19 protein-coding genes are annotated in these 26871 nt (G+C 39.3%); 9 read left to right on the plus strand and 10 right to left on the minus strand.

What is annotated here, in order from left to right:
* Positions 1-7: 7 nt before the first annotated feature.
* From BS34_RS0100280 to BS34_RS0100295, 4 genes are all read right to left on the minus strand, one after another.
* Positions 8-1807: a DEAD/DEAH box helicase gene (locus BS34_RS0100280; protein ID WP_029406559.1), complete on the minus strand. Its 1800-nt coding sequence runs from the start codon at positions 1805-1807 to the stop codon at positions 8-10.
* A gap of 489 nt (positions 1808-2296) precedes the next feature.
* The gene (locus tag BS34_RS0100285) at positions 2297-4417 is read right to left on the minus strand and encodes a sensor domain-containing protein (protein ID WP_051640594.1); all 2121 of its coding nucleotides are present in this window, start codon (positions 4415-4417) and stop codon (positions 2297-2299) included.
* Positions 4418-4544: 127 nt separating this feature from the next.
* Positions 4545-5918, minus strand: coding sequence for a TRAP transporter large permease (locus BS34_RS0100290; RefSeq protein ID WP_029406561.1), 1374 nt, complete (start codon positions 5916-5918; stop codon positions 4545-4547).
* On the minus strand, positions 5918-6511 hold the full coding sequence (locus tag BS34_RS0100295) for a TRAP transporter small permease subunit (RefSeq protein ID WP_051640595.1): 594 nt from the start codon (positions 6509-6511) through the stop codon (positions 5918-5920). Before BS34_RS0100295 ends, BS34_RS0100290 begins: the two co-directional genes overlap by 1 nt.
* Before the next feature lie 344 nt (positions 6512-6855).
* Here BS34_RS0100295 and BS34_RS0100300 point away from each other — a divergent pair, with 344 nt between their 5' ends.
* The 5 genes from BS34_RS0100300 to BS34_RS0100320 all read left to right on the plus strand — a co-directional run bounded on the left by BS34_RS0100300 (position 6856) and on the right by BS34_RS0100320 (position 12406).
* A complete protein-coding gene (locus tag BS34_RS0100300; protein ID WP_029406563.1) occupies positions 6856-9153 on the plus strand; it encodes a primosomal protein N' in 2298 nt (765 codons plus the stop codon).
* Between the two features lie 338 nt (positions 9154-9491).
* Positions 9492-10400, plus strand: coding sequence for an SPFH domain-containing protein (locus BS34_RS0100305; protein ID WP_038126211.1), 909 nt, complete (start codon positions 9492-9494; stop codon positions 10398-10400).
* Between the two features lie 57 nt (positions 10401-10457).
* Complete coding sequence (locus BS34_RS0100310; protein WP_029406565.1) at positions 10458-10892, plus strand: NfeD family protein; 435 nt, start codon at positions 10458-10460, stop codon at positions 10890-10892.
* 449 nt (positions 10893-11341) lie between these two features.
* Positions 11342-11926, plus strand: coding sequence for a Tll0287-like domain-containing protein (locus BS34_RS0100315; protein WP_029406566.1), 585 nt, complete (start codon positions 11342-11344; stop codon positions 11924-11926).
* On the plus strand, positions 11927-12406 hold the full coding sequence (locus BS34_RS0100320; RefSeq protein ID WP_029406567.1) for a hypothetical protein: 480 nt from the start codon (positions 11927-11929) through the stop codon (positions 12404-12406).
* A gap of 128 nt (positions 12407-12534) precedes the next feature.
* Here the strand turns inward: BS34_RS0100320 and bioC are convergent, their stop codons facing one another.
* The 6 genes from bioC to phnD form a co-directional block, all read right to left on the minus strand.
* Positions 12535-13494 (minus strand): malonyl-ACP O-methyltransferase BioC, encoded by a 960-nt coding sequence (bioC, locus tag BS34_RS0100325; RefSeq protein ID WP_029406568.1) that lies wholly within the window; start codon positions 13492-13494, stop codon positions 12535-12537.
* A 3-nt stretch (positions 13495-13497) separates the two neighbouring features.
* Positions 13498-14295 carry an alpha/beta fold hydrolase gene (locus BS34_RS0100330; RefSeq protein WP_029406569.1) on the minus strand — a complete coding sequence of 266 codons (798 nt, stop codon included), beginning with the start codon at positions 14293-14295 and terminating at the stop codon, positions 13498-13500.
* Positions 14296-14368: 73 nt separating this feature from the next.
* Positions 14369-17401 carry a DUF748 domain-containing protein gene (locus BS34_RS0100335; RefSeq protein WP_029406570.1) on the minus strand — a complete coding sequence of 1011 codons (3033 nt, stop codon included), beginning with the start codon at positions 17399-17401 and terminating at the stop codon, positions 14369-14371.
* 454 nt (positions 17402-17855) lie between these two features.
* Positions 17856-19196 carry a sigma-54-dependent transcriptional regulator gene (locus BS34_RS0100340; RefSeq protein ID WP_199774068.1) on the minus strand — a complete coding sequence of 447 codons (1341 nt, stop codon included), beginning with the start codon at positions 19194-19196 and terminating at the stop codon, positions 17856-17858.
* Complete coding sequence (locus tag BS34_RS0100345) at positions 19171-20694, minus strand: sensor histidine kinase (protein WP_084151524.1); 1524 nt, start codon at positions 20692-20694, stop codon at positions 19171-19173. The genes BS34_RS0100340 and BS34_RS0100345 overlap by 26 nt, the downstream gene beginning before the upstream one ends.
* Positions 20675-21622, minus strand: coding sequence for a substrate-binding domain-containing protein (gene phnD / locus BS34_RS0100350; protein ID WP_084151525.1), 948 nt, complete (start codon positions 21620-21622; stop codon positions 20675-20677). The genes BS34_RS0100345 and phnD overlap by 20 nt, the downstream gene beginning before the upstream one ends.
* 112 nt (positions 21623-21734) lie before the next feature.
* Between phnD and BS34_RS0100355 the strand changes: the two genes are divergently transcribed.
* The 4 genes from BS34_RS0100355 (at position 21735) to BS34_RS0100370 (ending at position 26861) form a co-directional block, all read left to right on the plus strand.
* Positions 21735-22250, plus strand: a complete 516-nt coding sequence (locus tag BS34_RS0100355) for an arsenate reductase (azurin) small subunit (RefSeq protein WP_029406574.1) — start codon at positions 21735-21737, stop codon at positions 22248-22250.
* A 10-nt stretch (positions 22251-22260) separates the two neighbouring features.
* The gene (locus BS34_RS0100360) at positions 22261-24738 is read left to right on the plus strand and encodes an arsenate reductase (azurin) large subunit (protein ID WP_029406575.1); all 2478 of its coding nucleotides are present in this window, start codon (positions 22261-22263) and stop codon (positions 24736-24738) included.
* 275 nt (positions 24739-25013) lie between these two features.
* A complete protein-coding gene (locus BS34_RS0100365) occupies positions 25014-25610 on the plus strand; it encodes a molybdenum cofactor guanylyltransferase (RefSeq protein ID WP_029406576.1) in 597 nt (198 codons plus the stop codon).
* A gap of 183 nt (positions 25611-25793) precedes the next feature.
* Positions 25794-26861, plus strand: coding sequence for a porin (locus BS34_RS0100370; protein WP_029406577.1), 1068 nt, complete (start codon positions 25794-25796; stop codon positions 26859-26861).
* Positions 26862-26871 lie beyond the last annotated feature (10 nt).

Consider the following 26871-nt stretch of genomic DNA (forward strand, 5'->3'; position numbering starts at 1 on the left):
GAGTTGATTAGCTACGCTTAGGTGCTCTACGTGGCTTACCTTTATCTTTTCCCGGAGCAGAAGATTTATTGCGTGATAGACGCTTACGTGGTTCACCACCTGCAGATCCTGTGACTTCACGAATTTTAAGCTGTTGACCACAAACCCATGCTTTGCTTAGGTCTTCTTTAGAACCTTTAGGCATATCAGATGGTAAATCAACTGTGCTGAAAGTGTCTTCAATATTTAACTGACGAATAAATTCGCTGTCTAGGCCGGCTTCGTTTGCAATACAACCTACGATATTACCTGGGCGAACACCATGCTGATTACCCACTTCAATGCGGAAACGTGTCATGCCTTCATCAGGTGTCGCTGAGCGTTGACGACGTGGTTTACGTTCTGAACGCTCACCACGACCACCGCGACCTCCACGACCTCCTCGTTCATTTCGACCACCGCGATCATTTGATCCTGCATTACGTTCTGTACGAGGTTCACGAATTGGCTTGTCAGACATGAAGAATGGAATATCACCCTGTAATAAACGTGCTAAACCAGCCGCGATTTCAATCGCAGGAATGTTTTTCTCAGTTTCAATTTGCTCAATCATCTCTTGATAGAAAGCAGTGTCTTCTAGTTGAGTTGCTTCAACAATACGTGACTTAAATTTATCAACACGACTGTCATTGATGTCTTGCGTTGAAGGTAAAGTCATTTCAGGTATTTTGCTCTTAGTTGTTCTTTCAATAGAGCTAAGTAGACGACGTTCACGAGGTGTTACAAATAAAATGGCATTCCCTTCACGACCCGCACGACCGGTACGGCCAATACGGTGAACATAAGATTCATTGTCTTGCGGAATGTCGTAGTTAAATACATGGCTAATACGTGGAACATCAAGTCCACGTGCAACAACGTCGGTTGCCACTAAAATGTCTAACTTACCTTTTTTAAGTTGGTCAACAATGCGTTCACGTTGGTTTTGAGCAATATCACCATTAAGTGCTGCTGCTGCATAACCACGTGCTTCTAAACGCTCGGCTAAATCAACGGTAGCGGTTTTAGTTCGTACAAAGATGATTGAAGCATCAAGTTTTTCTTCCGCTTCTAAAATACGGGTTAAGGCATCTAATTTATGACCACCGCTCACCAAAAGATATTTTTGTTCAATTGTCGTAGCTGTTGCTGTTTTATTCTTAATAATGACTTCGGTTGGGTTCTTTAGATAGTTCTTAGCAATGCGGTGAATTTCTTTAGGCATCGTTGCAGAGAATAAAGCAATTTGACGGCTCTCTGGGGTTTGTTGCAGAATCCACTCAACGTCATCTATAAAGCCCATGCGCAACATTTCATCTGCTTCATCTAAAACTAATAACTTAAGATTGTTAAGTTTTAAAGTGCCTTTACGAATATGGTCCATAACACGACCCGGAGTACCAACCACAACGTGAACACCACGGTTTAAAGCACGAATCTGGGTTCCGTAATCTGAACCACCATAGATAGGAAGTACATGAAAGCCTTTCATGTGGTGTGCAAAGCTTTGAAATGCTTCTGCCACCTGAATCGCTAATTCACGAGTAGGGGCTAAAACTAAAATTTGGGGATCTTTTTGCTTGATATCAGCTTTTGAAAGGGCTGGCAAAGCAAATGCAGCTGTTTTACCCGTACCTGTTTGTGCCATACCTAAAATATCACTACCCGTCATTAAGGCAGGAATCGCCTGAGCCTGAATTGGAGAAGGCGTTTCATAGCCAATATCCGTTATGGCTTTAAGTACGTCAGGGGTTAAGTTTAAATCTTTGAATGTTACATCAACAGTCATTATGGGTCCTTTTCTCATTGAGAGAATAAAGTGCCCTTGAATAATTAGCGTGTTTTCGGCTCAACAGAGAACGCAGCCACATACAAATGTAGGATTTGTATGGCAGGAGTATCACTATTAACGAAAGTATTGAGTCGTTATTCTGGGGCAAATTGCTTAAGGGGAAATTCCCTAAATAGAGCACCTTTGCATCAGAATAATCAGATCGCTTGATATTTTAGCAAGCGTAGGCAAATGGCTCTTTGAAGCATGATTTATATGTTGGAACTTTACTTTTAACAAAAGCTCAAATCATTGCGAGTGCGCGGATTCTACTAAAAACCTAATGAAATTGCAAACTTACATCAAAAAATAGATTTTGTGTTCATTGTGTTTATATAACGTAATCAATTTAGGTGAAGTGGTGTAATGAGGCTTTAGAGGGATAATTTTTACCTTCAAGGGGCATCTAGAACCATTTCTACTCGCACCTATCTAGTGCAAAGGTCTCTATTTAATTAAAAACTGATTTTCAAATTCTTGAGCTGGGCAGGGTTTACTATAGTAGTAACCTTGAACAAGAATATTTGCGGATTGCTTTTGTATGAAATTAAGTTGCTCTGCAGTCTCAACCCCTTCTGCAACAATATCTAATTTCTTAGTATTGGCTAGGTGCACGATTGATTCGATAATGGCAATATCTTCTTTGCTTTTGGGGATTCTACTAACAAAACTCTTATCAATCTTAAGCTCGTGGATGGGTAGGCGTTGAAAATAACTCAGCGATGAATAACCAGTACCAAAGTCATCAATAGAAACTTTAAATCCAAGCTCTACTAGCTGGTCAATTTTGTGTAATGCCTGTTCCGTATCGGAAATAAGAATGCCTTCGGTAAGCTCTAAGGTGATGTTTTTTGGATTGACCCCCGTTTCTTGCTTAATAGAAATAATGTTGGGGATAAAGTCGGCATCGTGGAATTGAATTGGGCTGATATTAATTGAAAGCTTGAAATCCCGCTTAAGCTTGTTCCAGCGTTTAATTTGCTTGAAGGCGTGATACATAATCCAAGCACCAAGTTTGAGTATTTGTTGACTCTCTTCGGCAATTTCAATAAATATATCTGGTGAAATCATTCCGAGTTCTGGATGAAACCACCTTATTAAAGTTTCGGCACCATGTAGTTCTTGGTTGGAGTTCATTTGCGCTTGGTAATAGAGTTGTACTTGGTTTTTTTGGCAAGCAAAACCTAAATCTTGCTCTAATTGTTTACGACTTTTAACCGCTGAACTTAAGTCTGGTGTATAGATATAGATAGGATTATTGGTCTTAATTTCTTTGGCTTTGGAAACGGCTAAATCTGCCTTAACAATTAAGTTATCCGCACTTGTATCTTCTTCATCGGGGTAAGGCTTAATGCCAATTCGAGAGGTGCTATGTAAGCTTAATCCATCTACCAAAAAATGACGATTGAGTGCTTTGGCAATTTTTTTTGCCATTTTAAGAGCGTTTTTTGCGGCGTTATCAGCGGATTTAGCATGATCTATACAGGTTATAAGAAATTCATCTCCTCCAACACGTGCTATTTGGTCTTCAATATTTACCGTTTTGTTTAGCTCGGCTGCAATCAGCTGTAGAAAACGATCTGCAACTCTTCTACCAAAGGCATTATTGATGGTTTTAAATCGATTTATATTGATATAAAGTAAGGCCCCATAGGTATTATGACGGCGGTGATTTGTAATTGTATAGGTAATGTATTCTTTAGCAAGTTTACGGTTGGCTAGACCGGTTAAGTTATCGTAAAAGGCCATATGTTCGATACGGTTATGAGCCTCTTTAATGTCGGTTATATTTTGCAGATTTACAATGTAGTGTTCTATGTTGTACTCTTTATCCGCAATCATTGAAATACTGAGAATGGCATGAAAAACGGTATCTTGAGATGGATGCAATTCCACTTCACCGCTCCAAAGCTTATTTTCTAATAAGCTTTTTAGAATTCCATTACTGTCATTTTTTAGATTAACTTGCTGCTCTAGCCATTGCATCAGAGTCATTTTTTGCAAGGCTTCTCGGCTGAGTCCTGAAATAGCAATAAAACTATCGTTCGATTTAATTATGTAGCCTTTTTCATTGGCAATGAACTGGCCGTTATAGCTGTTAAATGCGGCTTGCATTAAGCGTTTTTGTTCATCGGCTTCATTATGAATACTTCGATCATAAATCACTAAAAGGATGTTTTTTAATTCACCGTTTTTGTTAAACATAGCTTTGGCGCTAAATAACAATGGGGTGCTTTGTAAATTCAGAGGGTCAGAGTACCAAACTAATATTTCAGTGGGTTCTTGTTTATTTGTATTTTTAATACACTCTAGCCAAGTATCTAATTTGAACATGAGTGTAGTTTTTTTATTTTTGTAGAGTGAAAGGTAATCTTTTGCAGGATCAAAGTTAGCTTCAATAGAGAGCAGCTTTTTAGCTTGGCTGTTTATATTTTGTATAGATAGGGAAGGTTTAAATACAATGATGCCATCATGAATCGCTTCAAAGATTTCACGTTTGTTTTCTCGTTCTTCACGAATACGTTCTAGCGTGAGTTCAAGCTCAGTAAGCTGAGAGTTTGTAGCCATTGATGGAGTAACGTCCTATATAAAATATTTCTAAGTGTCATTTTAATACATGACTTATGGATTCTAGCTTAAGTGATGAGGCCTTGAAAGCCCTATTAGTGCGTATTTTAGGGAAATTCTTGAAAACTTAATCTTTATAGATGATTCCTGGTAGCCAGGTGACAATTTCTGGCCAAATAGCAAGTACGCCAAGCATGCTTAATTGGATGAGAATAAATGGTATGGTGCCTTTATATAAATCCGTTGTTTTAAGTTCTGCTGGGGCAACGCCGCGCAGGTAAAACAGGGCAAAACCAAATGGAGGCGTTAAAAAGGCGGTTTGCAGGTTAATGGCAATCATAATCCCTAGCCAAATTGGATCAACCCCCATCATTAATAGAATAGGCGCAACAACGGGAACGACCACATAGGTAATTTCAATAAAGTCTAAGAAGAACCCTAAAACGAACATTAAGGCCATTACAATTAACATGGCAGTGAAGACGCCGCCTGGTAAATCGGTTAATAAATCAGTAATTAAATCGTCACCGCCCAAGCCTCTAAACACTAAAGAGAAAAAAGCCGCACCAATAAAGATTAAAAAAATCATGCTAGTGACTTGCAAGGTATTTTGCATCACCGTTTTGAGCGTGGTTAACCTCAGTTTATTGTTAACTAAAGCCAATAATATAGCCCCTAATGCACCTAAAGAAGCGGCTTCTGTTGGAGTGGCATAACCGCCTAAAATAGAACCTAATACGAGTAAAATTAACATTAAAGGTGGTAATAAGCTTTTAACCACTCTCATTAGCAGGCCTGGTGCAATGGGTTCACCACGGTGATTTGGAATACTTTCAGGGTTAGAGATAGCTTTAAAAACGATATACCCCATGTAAGCTACAACCAATAACAAGCCTGGAAGTAATGCACCTACAAATAGGTCACCTACAGAGAGCGTTTCTGGTGAGAAAATACCTTGATTCAGCTGGGCTTGTTGATAAGAGGAGGAGAGTACATCGCCTAATAAAATTAGCACAATAGACGGTGGAATGATTTGACCGAGTGTTCCTGAAGCGCAAATGGTTCCACTGGCTAATTTAGGGCAATACCCTTGTTTAAGCATGGTGGGTAAAGCAAGTAAGCCCATGGTTACAACCGTTGCTCCCACAATGCCTGTACTGGCAGCCAATAGAGCCCCCACAATAATCACTGCAATTCCAAGCCCGCCTTTTACACCTCGCATGACTTCTTCCATAGTTTGCAACAGGGCTTCGGCTATTTTTGACTGTTCAAGCATAATTCCCATAAATACAAATAGAGGAACGGCTACAAGATTTGCGTTATTCATAATGCCAAAAATACGATTGGGAACACTTTGTAAAAAAGCCATATCAAAAACCCCAAATAGGTTAGCCACTAAAGCAAACAAAAGTGACACTCCCGCTAGGGTAAACGCAACCGGGAACCCGGTTAATAAAGCAATAAAAACTAAGGCAAATAAAACTAAGGCTAACCATTCCATTACAGTTTGCCCTCGATTTCTAAATTGGTATCAATATCCGATTCAATATCCGTTTCAATATCCAGTTTTGCTTTGGAAAATAAGGTGAGTCCAGATTTAGCAAGAATAGCTAAAGATTGCATAATGACCAGGCCTGCCATAATCAGTATTAAGGTTTTTAATAAATATAAATAAGCGAGTCCGCCTGATTCAGTTGAAGACTCTTTTATTTGCCAGCTGGTGGCGACATACTCCCAGCCAGACCAAATAACAAATAACATAACAGGTAGAGCCAGTATTAATGTGCCTAAAAAGTTCACCCAAGCTTGTTGATACTCATTCATTTGGGCATAAAAAACATCCACTCTGACATGTTTGTCTTGCTCATAGGTATAAGCTATACCCAGCATAAAGAGAATGGCATGGTTATACATAATGCTCTCTTGCAGGGCGATGGAGCCGGTATTGAAACCATAACGAAGAACCACCACTAGCGCACTAATTAAAACTAAAGAAAGGCTTCCCCAGGCGACCCATTTTCCAAATTGTTTTTGAAAGCGGTTTTGAAGAACGATGAATTGAGTAACAAAAGCTGAAAAGGGTGATAACGGCATGTTTATATTTTAATTTATTGTTTATATTCGGCTATTTTAACGATTTTAAGGGCTGATTGCCCAATTTCTATTAATAAGCGGGCGAGTACTTCTAAATCACCAGGCCTGGTAGATACCTTTACAAAAAATGATTGCTGTAATAAGTCTGACTTACGCCAATTTATCTTTCGCCCCTATTCTTATGCAAAGCCCAAAACAGGTCAAAAAGTAAGTCAAGAGTTTTCCATGAGTGAGTCAATAACGGTAAAATGAGATGAGACTTTTCAAAGGTCTCAATATATTAAATTTTCTGCTTCTGTTTATTTTGTTGAGTAAAAGCAGGCCTGCAATAAAAGAGAGATTGTTTGTCAAACCTTAAAATTGCTAAAGTGGCCGTTTCAGGCCCTTTTTTATTTCCTTTAGACTATCTGCTTGAAGCGGAGCAAGATTTACTGACCTCAGCAGAGACAGTTGCCGTGGTAGGTGGCCGAGTTTGGGTGCCGTTTAGAAATAAAAAAGTGGTAGGCATTGTGATGCACATTAGTGACTCTGCGGATTATGAATTAACTAAAATCAAACCGATTTCAGAGGTAATTGATAGCGAACCATTGTTTACTCATACTCAGTTAGAACTATTTAACTGGGCAGCGCAGTATTATCATGAACCGATTGGCGATGTTATGTTGGCCGCCTTACCTAAACGTTTGCGAGCGGGAGATCATGCCGAAATTAGTGGTATGCAGTACTGGCAACTTTCTGCAGAAGGTAAAACCAAAACGCTAGAAGATATTTCAAAACGTGCCGTCCGCCAACGCAGTGTGTTTGCCCAATTTTTAGATGATTCATTAAAGTCAGAATCAGATTTAAATGCTGTATTAGAGAATTGGCGCAGTGCTGTCAAAAAATTTACTGAAAATGGTTGGTTAGAAACTACTTTTGGGCCCTGCTTAAGAGAATCTAGTTACCTTCCCGCGCCTAATCACAAATTAAATGATGCACAACAGTCGGCGGTAGATGCCGTATTGGATTCACAGCAACCGCAATCTCAATTTAAGGCTTTTTTGCTAGAGGGCATTACCGGAAGCGGTAAAACCGAAGTTTATTTGGGCATGATTGAATCAATGCTTAAAAAAGGTAAGCAAGTCTTAGTTTTGGTGCCAGAAATTGGCCTAACTCCGCAAATGGTGTCACGTTTTGAAGCCTATTTGCAAACTCGAGTCGCTGCGCTGCACTCTAACCTCAATGATTCAGAACGTCATTGCGCCTGGCATTTGATTCGTACTGGGCAAATTCAAGTTTTGTTAGGCACTCGGTCTGCGATTTTTACCCCTTTTAAAAACCTGGGCTTATGCATTATTGATGAAGAGCATGATCTCTCATACAAACAGCAAGAGGGGTTTCGTTATTCTGCTCGGGATTTAATCGTGCAGCGAGCTTATCGTGAAAATTTACCGGTTGTATTAGGCTCTGCTACGCCAAGTTTAGAAACCTTACATAATGCCAAAAGTGGGCGTTACCAATATTTAGAGTTAAAACAGCGAGCGGGTGTTGCTCAATTACCGAGCCTTAAATTGTTGGATATTCGAGGTGAAAAGGTTCAAGAAGGTGTCTCCCGTCAATTAAAAACCGCAATGACAAAACACCTTCAAGCCGGCGGACAGACATTGCTGTTTTTAAATCGACGTGGATTTTCTCCCGTATTAATGTGCCATGATTGCGGTTGGCAGGCAGCGTGCCCAAGTTGTGATGCCAATATGACTTTTCATATGACTTTTAATACGACAAAACATCAAAATGATGACGATGTGGTTTCAGGGTATCTACAATGCCACCACTGTGATGAACAGATGGCTAAACCGGCTTGTTGTCCAAGTTGTGGTAGTGAAGAGTTTGTTAATGTGGGCCAAGGTACTGAACGCTTAGAAGAGACGATTAAAGAGTGGTTTCCTGACAAAAGAGTATTGCGCATTGACCGTGATACCACTCGCTTAAAAGGTTCTATGGCGGAATTAACCGGCATAGCACAACGTGGCGAGGCGGATATTTTAATTGGTACTCAAATGCTAGCCAAAGGTCATCACTTTCCCAATGTGACCTTGGTCGGTTTGTTAGACATTGACCAAGGCTTATTTAGTGCAGACTTTAGAGCTGCAGAACGTATGGCGCAACTTCTCTTGCAGGTGTCGGGGCGTGCCGGGCGTGCAGAAAAAGCTGGCGAAGTTTTAATTCAAACTCATCACCCTGACCACCCTTTACTCACTACGTTAATTCAAAATGGCTATGATGCCTTTGCAGACAAAGCACTATTAGAACGCCAAGGCGCATTGTTGCCTCCATTTAAATATCAAATTTTAATTCGAGCAGAAGCGACCCATCCTAATGACGGCATGGCTTTTTTAGATTCGCTTAAAGCCGGTTTACAAAATTACTGGCAACAATGGCAGCAAGCCAAAGTGGTTGAGGGTGAGGTTGATTTTTGGGGGCCTGTTTCTGCACCAATGTTACGTCGCCAAGGGCGTTACCGTTATCAACTCATGTTACAGTCTATTCATCGTGCAGATTTGCATAGACTAATTACCGAAATGCAACCTTATATCTATACCAGCCCGTTAACTCGCAAGGTGCGCTGGAGTATTGATGTGGATCCACAAGAGATGTATTAATATGAGAGCTTTGCGAGAATCTCAAGGTAGATAAAGACAAAGTACGCGCTTTCAAGTAATTAGTGCAATTGCTAAATTGTATTGTTTTATAAATTTAATGAGACCTTTGCACGAGATAGGTGCGAAAGAAAAATGAGGTAAAATTTGCCTGATTGCGGCGGAAAACGCAGAGAATAGCTAGCTATTCGCAAGTTGTCGCCCAACGGAAGTGCCCTTGGGGTACAACAAAAATAAGGTGAATGTTAACCATTTTTACTCGTGCATACTCTCGTGCAAAGGTCTCTTAATAATGAAGTATGATTGTTTTTCAGTTTTCAGACTAATTAAGGAAGAGAAATATGGAATTTTTAAGTTTTGTAGGAATGGTTTCTGTCTTAGTGGCACTGTACCTCTTTTTGGCTGTCAAAATTGTTTCTCAGGCAGAACTGGTGGTGATTGAGCGACTCGGGAGGTTTCATCGCACTTTATCGGCAGGGATTAATTTTATTGTGCCTTTTATTGACCAAAAACGTTCTTCTTTCTCGACACAAGAACAAATTATTGATGTACCTCGCCAAGCGGTAATTACCAAAGATAACGTCAGTATTCAAATTGATGCGGTAGTGTTCATAAGAATTAACGATGCAAAGCAAGCGACCTATGAAATCCAAGATTTAAAGGGGGCGATTGCTCAGTTAGCGCAAACCACACTACGTGCAGAAATAGGTCGTATGGAGCTTGACGAAACCCTAAGTTCTCGTGCTGACTTAAATGCCGTATTACTGACTGCTCTAGATTTAGCGAGTAGTACTTGGGGAGCAAAAGTGACCCGTGTTGAAGTTGCCGATATTGCCGTACCAGAAGCGGTGCAAAGTGCAATGGAACTGCAAATGGAAGCGGAGCGTCGTCGAAGAGCAACAGAAACCGAAGCGGAAGGAGATAAAAACGCATTAATCCTCCAGGCAGAAGGTGAACGTCAACAAGCCTTTAAACAAGCCGAAGCGGTTGAACGTATGGCTGACGCTCAAAAGTACGAAAAAGAACAGTTAGCGATGGGTGAACAAAAAGCGATGTCATTGATTAATGACGCGATGAACGAAAATAAAGATGCCGCCAGTTTCTTACTGGCTAAAGATAGAATTGCAGCATTTTCAGAGTTGGCAGGTAGTGATTCGGCAAACAAAGTGGTTGTGCCAGTTGAAACATCAGAAATGGTTGGTTCATTAGCCGCATTTAGCGCTATTTTGGGGCAAAATAACACCAAATAGTCATTAGCAACAACAAGCACATTTGTATAGATTGTTGTGACCATAAAGGAGAAAATTATGGAAAATATTCTACCCATTATTCCTGCCTGGATAATGCTAACGATAGGCGTTGGTTTATTAGGCTCAGAGTTAATCATTGGTACGTTTGTGATTTTGTTTTTTGGTTTAGCGGCTATTTTAGTTGGCGGGCTAGGGTTCTTTATTGACTGGAATGCTGGAGAATACCAAATATTAGCCGTGTTTATTTTAGGGGGTGTTTTAACTTTTACCTTAAGACCTTTTTTTATGAAGGGGATGGGTGATAAAGATTTACCACTTGAAACTATGCAGGTTGGCGAGTCAGGAAAGATTGTAGACAACGGTGGTGAGCAGAGATTATTTTACAAAGGCACAACCTGGGCATTTAAAAATACCGGTGAAGAAGATGTTGTAATGGGTGATGAAGTCATCGTCACTGAGCTTAAAAACAACGTTGCCATGGTAACTAAATAGTTTGAATAGTTTGAATCGCTGTTAGTTCTGATACACATTTTTTTTGAAAAAAGAATTCTGTAATTGTACGTAAATCAATAATATTAATAGGGATATAAAAATATTGATTTATTTTGTAAGTTACTTAGAATGTTCAAGAAATAAAAAATAATATTCAGAGAGACCTTTGCACCCAAGGGCATAAACACGAGATAAGTGCGAAAGAAAAATGAGGTAAAATTTGCCTGATTCTCGACTTACCCCTTCGGGCGTCGAGTTCTTCGTTTGCGGCGGAAAACGTAGGGAATAGCTAGCTATTCGCAAGTTGTCGCCCAACGGAAGTGCCCTTGGGGTACAACAAAAATCGGGTGAATTTTTACCCTCAAGGGGCACCTAGAACCATTTTTACTCGTGCATACTCTCGTGCAAAGGTCTCTCACAATAAATTTTATAACTATTAGGACTACACTATGAACTTTAAAGTAATGACAGCCGCCATCTTGTCGGCTTCACTGACCTCTTTGGTATCAAGCAATGTAATTGCATCCGATTCAACTCAATCTAATATTGCAGAAGCGCGTGGCTTAGTGAAACAATTTGGTGGTCAGTTAAAACCTGCGCTAAAAAAAGCCATGAAGTCTGGCGGGCCTGCGGTAGCTGTGGGGTTTTGTCACTCTAAAGCACCTGAGATTGCAAAGGTAGTAGCAGAAAAGTCAGGTTGGGATATTAATCGTGTGAGCTTGAAGACGCGTGGTGGGACGGCAAAACCGGATGCATGGGAAACCCAAGTCTTAAATCGCTTTAATAAGCGTAAAGCGGCTGGCGAAGCGGTTAAAACTATGGAGTTTTCGGAAGTGATTCATGAAGATGGTAAAAGTACTTTCCGTTACATGAAGGCAATTGGGACTGCTCAAATTTGTTTGACGTGTCACGGAACGAATGTGGCTGAGCCCGTTAAACAGGCAATTGCTAAATATTATCCTCAAGACAACGCAATGGGCTTTAAAAAAGGTGATATTCGTGGAGCCTTTAGTTTTGCAAAAGTGGAGAAATAGATGAAAGCGTTATTAGTTTCAATCATGATGGTTTTTGCCGTTTCTGCACAAGCGCAAACCATGGCAAAACAGAGCTTTGAAGATCAATGGGAAAAGCCCGTTGAATTAAATCAACAAACGAAATGGTTAGTGATCACCCAATCTAAAGATACGGGTAAAATCGTAAAAGAGAGCTTTGAGGATTTAGCGATTAAGGATTTAGCGCAACTTAAACTACTTTATTTGGCTGATATTTCAGGTATGCCTAGTTTTATTACCAGTATGTTTGCACTTCCTAAAATGCGTGATTATGCTTTTCATATTGGTTTAATCAAGAAAGATAATCAGTTGGCTGCGCTTAAGCTAACGAGCTTAGATACAGAAAAAGTAAGTGTCGTTAGTTTAAAAAATTTAGAGGTTGTTAATACTCAGTTGTTTGAAGATAAGGCGGCATTTGAGGCATTCTTGCAGACAAGTGTTATAGGGGCTCAATCTAAATAACAACTCTAAATAACTGATAGACTAAGATAGACTGAAGCAAGCATTTCAAACTCGAACAGGCCTGGTCTCTTTAATTAGGACTAGGCTTTTTTTTAGATTTAGGATTCTAAAACGGTGCAGATTTAAGGTTAGCTTTTCAACTGTTTTGAAAACTCATCTAATGAGATTTCTATATGCCCTGATTTATCACGGTTAGGGCCTTTAATAATTTCTTGTGCTGCCCAGGCATGGCCGTGAACCACTTCGTAGGTTGCAGGGATTTTATTGTCGTTTGGATTTCTGAGTTCTTCATAAGCATTTAACATCGCTGCAAAGCGTTGTTTTCCCATTAAGCCGGTGTTTCGTTGCTTGTTGGCATTGGTGGCTCCAATGGCTTTAAGATCTTTTAAAACGCCCATTGGTTTTTCGTAGGTTAAGGTGAAGACTTCCATATCCATTACGGGCTGACCAAAGCCATTACGAATTAATGCATCGCCAATATCATGCATATCAATAAAGTTATTTACGTGCTCATAGGTTGCATCCACTGATTGCCAGGCCTGCTTGAGCTCTTTAAGGGTGTCAGGTCCAAAGGTGGTAAACATGATTAAACCTTCAGGGCGTAAAACGCGTCTAAACTCCGCAAAAACCTGGTCTAAATCATCACACCACTGCAACATTAAATTACTCACAATTAAATCTACGCTGTTATCCGCAAATGGCAGTTGATTAACGTCGGCATTAATGGCTATTGCAGCTTGTTTAGTCGCCAAAGTACGAGTCAACTTACAGTTTTTTATAAAGCCATTAAGTTTTTTGGGTAGATTTGGCCAGCGTAATCCTTTAAAACGCGGTTGTGCAATTTGTAACATGCTTGTGGATAAATCTACCGCAAACAGTTGGGATTGTGGATAACGTTTAATGATCTGTTCGGTTAATAAGCCAGTACCAGCCCCTAAATCTAAAATCGTTTGGGGTTCAATTGTGGTTAACTCTAAACGTTCATCAATGCGTTCAGCCACGGTTTTTTGCAAAATGGCGGCATCATCATAGCTAGGTGCGGCATGATTAAAGTGTTTTTGGATCTGTTGGCGACTAAAGCTTTGCATGAATTACGCTTGTTTTAAAAATTGTAGAATCGGTTCAGCAGTTTCATTTGGCTGAGAGAAAAAAGGGATATGACTGCCACCAGGAATAACCTGAATATGGGCCTTAGGTTGTAATTCATGAAGGTTCTCACGAATTTCTTGAGGAATAAGCGGGTCTCTCTCTCCTAATAACCAAAGTGTTGGCATCGTTAATTGAGTTAATTGTGAACGATTATCCATGTCTTTAAGTAAAGTTAATCCTTGGTTTAAAGCTACCAGGCCTGGTCGTTTACGATTTGACATATGTTCGCCCAGTGCTTTCATTAAAGCACGACTATTGTCAGACCCTTGCAGTTGCAAGCGCCAAAACTTTTTCAATACACCACCCACTTCAATGCTCATGGCTTTCATAAAGTCACCAATAATTTGCGGACTGACAGAACGTTGCCAACCATCATTTTGGGTAAAGCGCGGAGTGGTGGCTAAACAGATTAAACTCTGAACTCTATTTGGGTATTGCAGAGCAACCTGTTGTACTAAAAGTCCCCCTAAAGACCAACCTAATAAATGGGTTTTTTCAGGTAAAACGTCAACAATAGCTTGAATCCAGTCGGCTTCAATATTCTCACTTTTGGGTAAGGCAGGGCTGTCACCAAATCCTGGTAGATCAATTAGCGTTAGAGTGTAGTCTTTAGCAAACTTTGTGGTTGCCCATTCTTCCCAGACACGGCTTTCCGCTGCCCAACCATGAATAAGGGTTAGGTTAGGGTTTGGTTGTAGGTTCTCGTCAAAAGAAGGGATAACAATAGAGTTTAATTTCATGCGGGTATTTTAGCGTTTTTTAAACTTATTGGTGTGTTTTAAAACGATCAGGCCTGGGCTTTTATTTAATAGATTAAATACTAAGTTTGACTTGGCTAGTTTTATTATCTTTGGAGATTTTTGGTTTACATAAAATAAGCTGCTTATTACTCGCTCCAAGATTAATCAAGTAGCGTTTAATGGCGCTTTGACGTTGTTTGGCCAATTGAATTAAATCGTTATCGCTAATCGTAATATCAGGTACCACAACTTTAGCGTTAGGGTTTTTGTCTGTTTGCTGTTTAATGTTGGCTTGCAAAGCGATTTTTTTCAGTGCAGAACGATCTATGTTTGAAGCGCCTTCACAGAGTTTAATTTGAATGGCTTCGCGTTCTGCGAGGAGTTTTTTGAGCTTTTTGAGATAGATTTTCATTTTAGGCGAGAGTTGCTTACTTCCAGGTGCAAAATCAACGGCCTGAAGACTAATGTTTGTTCCTTTTTCAAGTGCATACTCACCCACTAGCGCAATAGCACCAAAAGGCTGAAGTGCTAATAGTAGGTAAGATCTAGATGCTGAGGCAAGTGCATTTCCTAAGGCAGTATTAATCACGTCTTGAATTTTAAAATCAGGGTTATCTAAATTACCATTAATCGGTATAGAGAGTGAAATGTTGTCATTTTTGTCTTGCAATAAGCCTAAACCGGCTTGTAAAGGAATAGGAAAGCCTTCTTCAATCGCTTGAGTTTTTTTGTCATTAACAGACTCTAAGACAAATTTGTTGAGCTGAATATCATTTTTGGCTTTGATTTTATTGTTATCTATTTGGGTAGAAAAATCTGCATTGAGTTGTCCACTCTCTATTTGATAGCCTAGTTTTTGCTCTACAAGAGGGGATAAGTCTTTTAAATCCAAGCCATTTAAATGAGTAGCCGCCTTAAAGTGTTTGCTTGGGGCTAGAGGTGTAAATTCTCCTTTACTACGTATTTTGCTAAATTCATCAAGAGCAATATTTACAGAGAATTTACTCGCCTTGTGTGGTGCTTGGCTGGCGATTTTTCCTAAAGAAAGTTGGTTAATCTTAAGTGTTCGTTTTAATGGCGGTTGAGTTTGTTCAATGTTAATAAACACGGGGTTGTCGCCCGATAACTCTAATGAAGCTAAGCTATAGTTAAAGGCTTTATCTTGTTTTTTAGTTGGATTAATAGGCGCTTTACCATTAACCTTAGCAGTATCGATTGCCGCAGATGTTGTTTTTTTCTGAGCTGGTTCGCCAATTAAAGCCAGAAGCTTATCAACTTCTTTAATGTGATTATTTTGGGTTAAGGTAAGGTGTGTTGCGCTATCCTTAATAGCTAAGTGACCTAAGGTTAGCTGTTTGGTTTTAGCCCGTTCTTGAAAATGTGCTTGAGAAAGTTGCAGGTTATTTATATCTACCAGGCCTGGTTGTTTGTTGTTTTTAGTAACGGACAGGTTTTGTAATTGAATGTTATTAAGCTCAATATCCTGTAAATTCTTAATGTTAAGTTCGGCAATATTTAGTTGGTTTAACCCGGCAATGTTGCGTTTTTTTGCACTGTTCTCAAGTGTAAACTGGTTAATCGCTACTTTCCCATTCGATTGAATCGTGAGCTTTGGCTGATTGTTAAGGTTAAAACGACCTTGCCAATTTATTTGATTAAGCTGAGTAAACCATTGAGCTTGCTGTGCTGAAAGGTGGGTAAGCGTTAATTCGTTATTGTCTTTTTGAGACAGCGTAAAGTGGTCTTTATTTAAGGTAATACGGTTGTTTAACTTGGCAGCTAAATCCGTTTTTAACTCAACTTTATTTTTGGGGTCAGTAAACTCTAAAGCTTTAATGTTGAGCTTTTGTACTAAGCTAATGAATGTTTCTGATCCTTGATTAATTTGGGCTTTACCTTTTATAGAGGCTTGTTTAAGAGTAATGTTTAGTGCTGATTTTGGTGATTTGTGGTTTAAATTTGATTGATTAAGGTTTGATTCATTAAGTCTTAAGTTATTAAGCGTTAAGTTATTAGTCGTGATAATTTGCAAGCTTTTACCCAAGTTAATTTGGTGATTACCCTTTAAATTTAGAGTTTGTAATTGGGTGTTGTAAGCAAGCTTATCTTTTTTAATAAGTTGGTTTGCACGAAGGTTTTTTGCGGTTAATTGACCGTTTAAACTGAGTTGAGTTTTGGCTTTTGTAGTTGGTTGGATAAGGTGCAAATCGCCTTTCCAATCTATATTTGAAGCTTGTAATTTTGTACTTTGCTGGTTATTTTGTTGCTGAAGTTTTATTTTGTTAAGTGCTAACTTTCCTTGTTGGTAAAGGGTTATGCCTTGTTGTGTTTGGGCAAGAGTAAAGGTAATGTCACTGGTTAATTGACCTGAAAAATCCCAAGGAATTTGAGGGATGAATTGTTTAAACTCATCCAATTTAATTGCCTTCGCTTGAAAGGTACCGACGACTTTGGGAGCATCAGAAAATAGATGAAGTTGTAGGTTTGCTTTTATGAGATTTTGATTGAGTTTACTTTTGATGATTAAGCGGGCAAAGCCCTCTTTATTCCAGGCATGGAGTTCATTTAGAGAGAGGTTCTCAATTTGTAAGTTGGTGGTTTTTTTGTGATATTTAAGCGAGAGTTGTATTTGTTTAAAGCTTATATTATCCAGGCCTGGTAAGTAGCTAAATTGATTTTTTCCGGATGGTTTGTCTTCTGGTTTTGAATCGGGATGGGTGAGTGGAATACCCGCCATAAAAAGTTGTTGATTCTGCTTGAGTTCAAAGGGCAGGTTAGCATTTTCAAACTTTAAGGATTGAATCCAAATACGTTTTTTCAATAGTGCAGTTAAATCTAGGTTAACGCCTAATAAGCCAATTTCTGCAACGGCTTTATCAGACGAGGTTTTATTAAAAAGGCGTAGATTATGAATTTGAATCGATGCTGTTAACGGGTCGAGATTAACTTTACTGAGTTGAACCTTTTCAATCCCATAAGGTTTTGCATGATCTAGAAGAGCTTTTTGGGCAAATTGTTGGAGTAAATAGGGTAGCGCTAGAACAAAGGCGATGAGTAAAACAATAATGCCGCTTTTCCAACGATTATGAGTAACCCATGAAGTCATATTAAATTCTCAAACCATGTTTGTTGAATTTAAGTATAACCCGAACGGTGAAGTGAACCAATAAAAGAAAACATGTCTTAACTATTTCGGGTATCCGTATTTTGTGATTGATTATCCAGTATTGTAAAAATTAACCACGAAGACACAGAGGCACGAAGATTAAAAAAACAAATAGAGACCTTTGCACCCAAGGGCATAAACACGAGATAGGTGCGAAAGAAAAATGAGAGAAAATTTGCCTGATTCTCAACTTACGCCCTTCGGGCGTCGAGTTCTTTGTTTGCGGCCGAAAACGCAGGGAGTAGCTAGCTATTCACAAGTTGTCGCCCAACGGAAGTGCCCTTGGGGTACAACAAAAATCAGGTGAATTTTTACCCTCAAGGGGCACCTAGAACCATTTTTACTCGCGCATACTTTCGTGCAAAGGTCTCAAATAGATGGTACGGTGTTTAAATCACTGCGAACTGATATTTAACTTTTGCATTTTTTCCCATAGGTTCTTTCGGCTGAGGCCCAAAGCTTCGGCAGTTTTGATAATCTTCCCTTGTTGTTGACTTAGGGAGGTCAAAATATAGTTTCGTTCACAGTAATTTAAATGCTCTTTTAAAGTCTTACCATCATGTATTTCTTCTAGTTGTTTTGGGTCAAGTCCTAGATCATCAATGTTAATGATATTACCTTCGCACATTACGGTAGCTCTTTCCAAGCAATTTTTGAGTTCTCGAATGTTTCCTGGCCAACGGTAGGAAAGTAAAGCGATTTCTACGGGCGGAGCTAAGGTGTAACGTTCAGAATTGGGTGCAGGGGGGGATAAGTCTTTCAGAATTTGACTTGCAATAGGGATAATGTCTTCAGCCCTTGCTCTGAGCGGGGGGATGGGTAATGTTATAATATTTATACGATGATATAGGTCTTCTCTAAATGCACCAATCTCTACTAATTCAGCAAGGTTTTTATGCGTCGCACAGATGATTCTGGTTTTAAATGAAATGAGGGTTTCGCCCCCTACGCGCATAAAGTTTCTTTCCTGTATGGCCCTCAATAGTTTAACTTGCATATTTTCGGGCATGTCACCTATCTCATCTAAAAGCAGGGTACCTCCATTCGCTCTTTCTAGTACACCAAGGTGCTTTTTTTGAGCGCCTGTGAAGGCTCCTTGTTCATGTCCAAACAATTCAGATTCTAATAAGTTGTCACTGATGGCTCCACAGTTTAAAGCAACAAAAGGCTGTTTCTGATCGGGGTATGTGAGATGGTGTAAGAGTTGTGCAACTCTCTCTTTACCTACTCCTGTTTCCCCTTGAATTAATATACCTGTCTGAGGATGATTTGCCATTTTAATAATGATTTGTTGGATATGCTGAATTTGTGAAGAGGTTCCTAAGAAGAGGTTAGGTGGAATGGTGCAATTTGTATTTTGATCCAATTTAGATGTTATTTTAGAAATTAATTGCTCAAGATCGAATGGTTTAGCTAAATAATCAACTACGCCATATTGCATCATGCGAACAGCTTGATCTACTGTTGCATAACCAGTAAATACTATCCATGAAGAGATGCTATTGCCAGAGGAAAGTAGGCTTTTCAATAAGGTTTCTGAATTGCCATCAGGTAGCCGAATATCACTTAAAACGAGATGAAATCGATATTTATGGAGTGCTTTTTTAGCATCCTCAAGATTTTTTAACCACTTGTATGAGAATCCTTCTAATTCAAATCTCATACATAATGACTCTCCCATAATGGGGTCATCTTCTATTAAAGCAACATCATAGACTTTCTTTGCTTGCATCATCTTCATCCTGTATTTTGCTTTCCTGTTTTTCAAACGGAAGCGTGACTGTAAAGCGGGTAATATTTTCGGATGTTACGGTGATTTCACCCTGTAATTGTTTAATCAGTTGATAGCTAATCCATAGACCAAAACCTTGTCTATTGAGGTCGCCAGCTTTGAAATCGGGTTCAAAAAGAGTTTTTAACCTTTCCGGAGTCAATTTTTTTCCTGAATTTGAGACCTCAAATTGTAAAAAATCCTCTGAGGTCTGGAGGTCTATTTGGACCACGCCACCATTTTCAGAGGCATTAATTGCATTCAGAATTAAATTAATCATAATTTGCCGAATAGGATGGGCGGGAAGCTTTCCTATCTGATGGTTGTTAGTGGATTGATTGTGTTGCAGTGTTAGGTTCTTTTCTTTGATTTTGGGTTTAACCAAATGAAATACATCGTTAAAATCCATAGATTGGAGGGTGCGTTTGTTATATTTTGCCTGAACTAGTAGAGCAGAAACGGTATCTTGAATTTGTAATAAGCCTCTTTCTAATAAATTAAAAGTACGATCCTGCTGGTCTTGGCTAGGCTTTGGTAATTTACGGTGAGTCTGAATCGCATTCAGCATTCCTCCTAAGGGGTTATTGACTTCATGCGCTATACCAGAAGCCATTCGTCCCAAAGCAGCAAAGCGTTCAGAGTGATGGAATTCAGCCTCAAGCTGCGCACTTTTTTCAATATTACTCAGCATTTGATTAAAAGAGAGGATTAGTTGACCAATTTCATCTTTTGAGTCTGGTAACAAAAAGCATTTTCTTTGAGGTTGTATTCTGTCGGTTGCATTCATGCAGTTTGACAATGCAATTAAGGGATTTGCAATTTTTCTAGACCAAATAATCACTAAAAAGGTTAAAGGGATTAAGGTGAGAAAAGTCAGAATGATGATACGTAAAATCATCCGATAGAGTTGAGCAGATAAGGGGGAAGTGTCCAGCGAAACAATAAAGGTACCTAATGTAATGGCGTCATTTTTAATAGGCGCTGCTAATAACAGTTGGTGAGCAATTTGATTAGAATACATGTCTAATGAATCAAAATTATAACTCGTAATTGTTTTTAGCTCGGCTACTCGATTAACATTGCTTAGAATGGGGAACTTTTTTGGATGGCTCGACACAAATACCCGATTATCTTGATCTAAAATGAGTAAATAATTTATTTTCAAAATTGGCTGATTATGATTTGTAATCAAATCCTTACTGGTAATTTGTTCAAGAGTCATATAGGCGTGCCAAGGGTCGTCATAAAGCAACGAGTAGCTTAAAGAGTCAGAAAACATCACCACCATGTTTTTAACATATTGTTGATAGATACTCTTAAATTCTGAAGCTGTTAAGTAAATTAAGGCGCTACTAATGATTGACGCGGAAAGTAGCACTATCATTATCGAACGGAGAGGGATTTTCCACTTCAGACTTATGTCTTGATACTTTTGTATCCAGTTATTTGAAAACCAATCCATCGACTAGACTCTGCATTTGTTGAATTGAATCATATAGATTAGGGCTAGATTCTTGAAAGCCATCTAGGAGTAATTGATTTAAAAGAATTTTTCCCTGAACATCTTTATCCATGCCGAGCAAAATATGTTTAAAGCGTTTTTTAATATCCGGCGATAAATCACTTCTTGCGACAATTGGCGGAAAACCAAATTCAGGAGACTTTAGTACTATTCTTGTTTGTTGGGTGATTTTAGGCTGAATTTTCTGTAAAGATTCCCATACATACCCATCTACAAATGCCCCGTTAACTAAACCAACAGCCACTGCCTTAATGGAATTTTCATGGCTATTCGTTAATATCATTTTTTTGAAAAAATGATCAGGTGATTCTCCCCATAGCCATAGTAAATATTTAGGATAAAGATTGCCTGAATTAGAATGAGTGTCAGAGTAAGCAATTAATTTATGTCTCAAATCAAAAATGGAATGGGTGATTTTATCTGCTTTCGGCACAATTAAATAAGATTGATAAAGAGGAGCCCCTTTGAATAACGGACTGCTAATCAAAGTGAGGCTCTTTTTATGCTGAATATAGGGATAGCCACAAACCCAAGCGACATCTGCTTGATTATTCTCTAGTAACGCTGTGATTTCTGAATAACTATTTCTTTGAATGAATGTCACTGGTGTTCCAAGTTTTTGGGATAAATAACTCTGCCATTCTTGCAGAAACTTTGCCTGAGAGTTCATGAAAACGGGGGTAATCGCAAACCTCAAAGGCGAGGTTTGTGCGAAAGTTGTCGAACTAATCATAAAAAAGCACAAAGTAATCCATATCCATTTTGAAAAAATGTTACTGATTGGTAACTCAGTAGCTGTCCTAACGTTACTATTGTAGAACATGGTTTTATCTAACTTGTTGAAAAGATTTAATTTTATATTTGGCATGGTCTTTGTTAGTAAGGGGTTAAGTCAGTATTGCTAATAGATAATTGGATTACTGATATTTTTAGAATATAACACAAAGCTTTATCTGATAAACATGATTTGGAGTAAAAACATGAGTGAAATTACACGTCGAAATTTTTTTAAAGCGGGAGGATTAGCGACTGCGGCTGTAGCCGCTCCTATAGCAGGTTTAAACGCAAGCCCCGCTGCTGCATCTACAGATACTAAGACGATTTTTGAATTTGCCAAAAAGAAAATTAGTAACGCTCAATCGCTGGGGAATACGCAAGCATTTACCTATCCTGACAGTATGTCTCCTTGTTTATTAATTAATCATGATGAGCCAGTGGAAGGTGGTGTGGGACCAAATAATAACATCGTTGCTTATAGCACTCTTTGTACGCATATGGGATGCCCAACACAATATGATAGCAATGAGAAAGTATTCAAATGCCATTGCCATTTTAGCGTGTTTGATGCAGAAAAAAGTGGACAGGTAGCAATAGGTCAGGCGATAGATAATCTTCCTCGAATCCTTTTAGATTACGATGAGTCAACGGGCAATGTGACTGCGGTCGGTGTCGAAGGTTTAATTTATGGTCGTCAAGCCAATTTCATAGAGTTATAAGGAGTCCGTAATGACAACAGATAGAATTGCACTACCACCAGTAGAAGCTAAAAAAACGAATATGACCTGCCACTTTTGTATAGTTGGTTGTGGTTATCATGTGTATAAATGGCCTGAAGGATCTGAGGGTGGGAAGCCTGCTGATCAAAACGCGTTAGGTATGGATTTTCGTAAACCGATTCCTCCATTGGCATTAGCTATGCGTGAAAGCATGACCAATACCGTTACTGACCATGATGGAAAGCGCTACAATATCATGATTACACCAGATAAGAATTGTGTGGTTAACAAAGGCCAGTTCTCAGCCCGTGGCGGTAAAATGGGTGAGTACATGTACAGTGCCGAAGGCAAAACTAAAGATCGTTTAAAAGAACCGCAGATTAAACGCTCTGGAGAATGGATGAGTACTACTTGGGATGAAGCTTTAGCTGTTTATGCAGGTTTAACCAAAAAAGTATTAGGCAATGATGGTAAAGGTAAAGATGATACCGCATTTATTTGTTTTGACCACGGTGGCGCCGGTGGAGGTTTTGAAAATACTTGGGGAACGGGTAAGCTTATGTTTTCTGCGATTCAAACGCCTCAAGTGCGTATTCACAATCGACCTGCATATAACTCAGAATGCCATGCAACTCGTGAGATGGGTGTGGGTGAGTTAAATAACTCTTATGAAGATGCTGAAATTTCGGATTGTATTTTTTGTGTGGGAGCCAATCCATATGAGACTCAGTCAAATTACTTTCTAGTGCATTGGCTGCCAAATATGCAAGGGGCCTCCGTTGCTAAGAAAAAGAAGTTCTTCGGAAACGAGCCTTTTAACAAAAAATGTAAAGTTATTTTTGTGGATCCTCGTCGCTCACCTTCTGTTGCAATTTCTGAAGAGGTTGCCGGTAAAGACAATGTTCTTCACTTACAAATTAATCCGGGAACTGATACGGCCTTATTCAATGGTCTATTAAGCTATGTTGTAAGCCAACGTTGGATTGATAAGAAATTTATTTCTCGCCATACGCAAGGTTTTCAAGAAGCTGTTAGTACTAATAAAATGGGACTGCAAGAGTGTAGCGACATTACAGGTGTTTCCGTTGCAGACCTTAAAAAAGCCGCTGAATGGGCTTATAAGCCGAAGTCAGATGGTAGCTTACCTCGTACCTTCCATCCTTATGAAAAGGGGATTATTTGGGGGAATGATAACTACCTTATTCAATCTGCATTGGTAGACTTAGTGCTTGCTACGCACAATGTGGGACGTCGAGGAACAGGAGTTTGCCGTTTAGGTGGTCACCAAGAAGGGTATGCTCGTCCTGGTTACCCTGGAAACAGCAAAATTTATGTTGACCAAGAGTTGATTGCTGGAAAGTATAAAATGTTGACCGCTTGGGGCGTGAGTACTTTACAAACAACGCTGAATGCAACCGAATACAAGGAAGTTATAGCTCGTCGTGCGCAAATTGTGACAGAAGCAATGAGTCAAGTTCGTGGAGGTTCAACAGAAGCCTTAGTGGATGCTATTTACGATGCCGTGACTAATAAAGGCGGATTATTTATCACCAATATGAACCTGTATCCATCTTCATGGGCACCTCATGCGCACCTTTCTTTCCCGGCAACCCATCCAGGTGAAATGAACTTGACTTCAATGTCAGGTGAGCGTCGTTTACGTTTATCAGAGAAATTCATGGATGCGCCAGGTTCTTCTAAACCTGATTGCTTAATTGCAGCCGATATTGCGAATGCATTGAAAGCTCTATATGCAAAAGATGGCAATAGCACAATGGCAAAACGCTTTGAAGGCTTTGATTGGAAAACTGAAGAGGATGCGTTTAATGATGGTTTCCGTTCAGCACACCTTAAGGAGATTGATTCACAAGGTGGCGCCAGTGGTCATTTAGCAACCTATGACAACCTTAGTAAAGCTGGTACAAATGGTGTTCAGCTACCAATTAAAGAGTTTAAAAATGGTAAATTAATTGGTACTGAAATGATTTATGCCGATTATAAATTCAGTACTCCTAATGGTAAGGCTCATTTTAAGCCGGCTAAATGGAACGGATTGGCTGCTCCCGTTGAAAAACAGAAGCAAAAATATGGTTTATTTGTAAATAATGGCCGTACAAACTCAGTTTGGCAGTCAGGTTATCATGATCGTTATAATGAAGAAGTTTTCAAGCGTTATCCCTTGGCCTATGTTGAAGTGAATGCACAAGATGCTAAAAAGCAGGGCATTGAATCGGGTGACATTGTTGAACTTTTCAATGATTATGGATCCGTTAATGCCTATGCGGTTGTTGACGACAAGTCTGTCCCAGCAGGCCAAGTCTTTATGTTGGCCATGTACGATAAGGGATGTGTCGGTAATATTGTTACGGAATGGACGGACCGTAACAAAGTCCCTTATTACAAAGGTGTCTTTGCAGACATGCGCCGTGTAGGGTCGGTGGAAGAGTACAAGCGTACGATTTCATTAAAATCAAAGCGACTTTCTTAATCTAAGGTTAATATGAGACCTTTGCACGAGATGGCTCTACGGCTAAAAATGGCTAAAATTTCCCCTATCGTTGTTGGAAAACTTGGCAATAGCTGGCTATTCCCTGCGTTTCCCGCCTAGATATGGAAAATTTTTTCTCATTTTTAGCTCGCATCCCACTCATGTAAAGGTCTCAATATAAAAATCTTTAAATTGATGATATAAAAAACCAGGCATTATTGCCTGGTTTTTTTTTAAAAGGCGTTCTTGCAAAATGGTGTTAGAGGTGTGCTGTTATGGGGTTAAAAATGTTTAATGCGAGTTTAATTATTCTTGCTGGTGGTCGTGGTAGTCGTCTAGGGGGTGTTAATAAAGGGCTTATGTTATTTAACAATCAATGTATGATTGATCGTATTTTAAGTAGAGTTCAGTCAGAGTTTGATGACATTATTGTGGTCACGAATACTCATCTAGATGAGTATAGGTTAAGAAAAAATATTCGTGTGATTTCAGATGAATACAGCGATTATAGGGGACCGCTTGCGGGTATACACGCGGGACTTTTAGATGCACGCCATCAATGTGCTTTTATCCTACCTTGTGATGCTCCTGGTCCAATTCAAGAAATTTTTCCTGAATTAAAAAAACAAATGAATTTATCTTTGGATTTAATTATTCCTCACGATGGTGAAAGGCTTCAGCCCTTATTTTCTTTAGTACATAAAAACTTATTACCGGGTCTTCAAATTGCACTTGCAGATGAACAATATAAAGTCAGTCAATTTTTTCTAGAACAAAGGCATAAAGTGGTCTCGGTACCCCAGTTAAAACCAGTGTTTCAAAATGTAAATACCCCATCTGATCTTGATGCACTTTCCAGTGTTACCTTTTAGTAACGAGAGATTTTTAAAAAGTGTTTCATAAAGGTAACTGTAATACAGGTGTACCAATAAAAAATCGTTAATAATCAACTGGTTGATGGTGTTGGGTATTGTGGTATATTCTCTGCTATTTAATCCGTAGCCTGGCTTTCAGGCGTTTTTAATAATGATTGAAAAATGTATGGAGTGAATCTTATGAACAAACAATTTAAGCTTGGTTCTATCTCGTTAGGGATAATGTTAGCTTCGGGTATGGTAATGGCCGATACCACTGTATATGGCGTTGGGCATATATCTTATGATAGCGTTGACGATGGTACGAATTCGACCACTGGTTTAGCAAGTAACTCTTCCCGTTTAGGTTTTAAAGGCTCAAATGAGGTTGCGGATGGTATTAAGGCGATTTATCAATTTGAAACAGGGGTCGATGTTTCAGGTCGGAGTGGCGCTGATGGCAATGGTGGAGGAAAAAGAGACGGACAACTTTTCACTAATGCCAGAGATTCATTCGTAGGTTTGTCAGGTGCTTTCGGGACAATCATGGGAGGACGCCTAGGTGTTGAAAACCAATGGTTATATGATGCGAATTTATTTGGCGACCAAGTTGGTGATTTAGGTAACTTTTGGGGTATGCAAAGTGGTATTCCTGGTCGTGCAGATGGTGTGATTGCTTACGCTTCTCCGGATTTTGGATCTGTAGACTTTATTCTGGCTTATAAAGGTGAAGAAGGTACAAAGAACAGCGCGGCTTCTGTTGCTAAGGTAAATTTTAAAGTTGCTGATCTTAAAGTTGGTTTAGGTTATGCTGGAATTGGTAAGGGAAATTATACTACGCCGGCTGGTCTAAAAGATTCTACGGCAACCGCTATTACAGCCAGTTATGCTTTTGATAAGGTGAATTTAGTTGCGGGTTATCAATCGGTAAGTAATCTAAATGGTACTACTGCTGATCAAACTAGCTGGACTGCAGGAACTTCTTTTGCGGCAAATGATAAGATGACTGTAAAAGCACAGTATATGGCTCTAAATAATGATGGTGTTAATACCGATGCAACCGGTTATGCGATTGGTCTGGATTATGGAATTAGTAAAAACACTACAGCTTATGTCGCTTATGCTTCAACATCAAATGATGCAGCAGCACAAGTACAAGCTAATTCATGGGGTCATGGTGACTCTTTTGGCTCTACCATTGCTGCAGGTAAAGATCCCTCAGCTCTATCGGTTGGTGTTGTTTATAAATTTGATGCAAAAGTTTTTTAATTTGAGTAAG

The organism is Thiomicrorhabdus sp. Milos-T2, assembly GCF_000702325.1.
Lineage (GTDB): Bacteria > Pseudomonadota > Gammaproteobacteria > Thiomicrospirales > Thiomicrospiraceae > Thiomicrorhabdus.

What these genes read in the sequence shown, in the direction of transcription:
- bioC (WP_029406568.1), bottom strand. Translation starts at nt 13,494, where the DNA reads ATGCAAAGCTTTAGTCGCCAACAGATCCAAAAACACTTTAATCATGCC.
- BS34_RS0100345 (WP_084151524.1), bottom strand. Translation starts at nt 20,694, where the DNA reads ATGGATTGGTTTTCAAATAACTGGATACAAAAGTATCAAGACATAAGT.
- BS34_RS0100290 (WP_029406561.1), bottom strand. Translation starts at nt 5,918, where the DNA reads ATGGAATGGTTAGCCTTAGTTTTATTTGCCTTAGTTTTTATTGCTTTA.
- BS34_RS0100305 (WP_038126211.1), top strand. Translation starts at nt 9,492, where the DNA reads ATGGAATTTTTAAGTTTTGTAGGAATGGTTTCTGTCTTAGTGGCACTG.
- BS34_RS0100330 (WP_029406569.1), bottom strand. Translation starts at nt 14,295, where the DNA reads ATGAAATTAAACTCTATTGTTATCCCTTCTTTTGACGAGAACCTACAA.
- BS34_RS0100365 (WP_029406576.1), top strand. Translation starts at nt 25,014, where the DNA reads ATGGGGTTAAAAATGTTTAATGCGAGTTTAATTATTCTTGCTGGTGGT.
- phnD (WP_084151525.1), bottom strand. Translation starts at nt 21,622, where the DNA reads ATGCCAAATATAAAATTAAATCTTTTCAACAAGTTAGATAAAACCATG.
- BS34_RS0100360 (WP_029406575.1), top strand. Translation starts at nt 22,261, where the DNA reads ATGACAACAGATAGAATTGCACTACCACCAGTAGAAGCTAAAAAAACG.
- BS34_RS0100370 (WP_029406577.1), top strand. Translation starts at nt 25,794, where the DNA reads ATGAACAAACAATTTAAGCTTGGTTCTATCTCGTTAGGGATAATGTTA.
- BS34_RS0100280 (WP_029406559.1), bottom strand. Translation starts at nt 1,807, where the DNA reads ATGACTGTTGATGTAACATTCAAAGATTTAAACTTAACCCCTGACGTA.
- BS34_RS0100355 (WP_029406574.1), top strand. Translation starts at nt 21,735, where the DNA reads ATGAGTGAAATTACACGTCGAAATTTTTTTAAAGCGGGAGGATTAGCG.
- BS34_RS0100295 (WP_051640595.1), bottom strand. Translation starts at nt 6,511, where the DNA reads ATGCCGTTATCACCCTTTTCAGCTTTTGTTACTCAATTCATCGTTCTT.
- BS34_RS0100340 (WP_199774068.1), bottom strand. Translation starts at nt 19,196, where the DNA reads ATGATGCAAGCAAAGAAAGTCTATGATGTTGCTTTAATAGAAGATGAC.
- BS34_RS0100310 (WP_029406565.1), top strand. Translation starts at nt 10,458, where the DNA reads ATGGAAAATATTCTACCCATTATTCCTGCCTGGATAATGCTAACGATA.
- BS34_RS0100335 (WP_029406570.1), bottom strand. Translation starts at nt 17,401, where the DNA reads ATGACTTCATGGGTTACTCATAATCGTTGGAAAAGCGGCATTATTGTT.
- BS34_RS0100285 (WP_051640594.1), bottom strand. Translation starts at nt 4,417, where the DNA reads ATGGCTACAAACTCTCAGCTTACTGAGCTTGAACTCACGCTAGAACGT.
- BS34_RS0100315 (WP_029406566.1), top strand. Translation starts at nt 11,342, where the DNA reads ATGAACTTTAAAGTAATGACAGCCGCCATCTTGTCGGCTTCACTGACC.
- BS34_RS0100320 (WP_029406567.1), top strand. Translation starts at nt 11,927, where the DNA reads ATGAAAGCGTTATTAGTTTCAATCATGATGGTTTTTGCCGTTTCTGCA.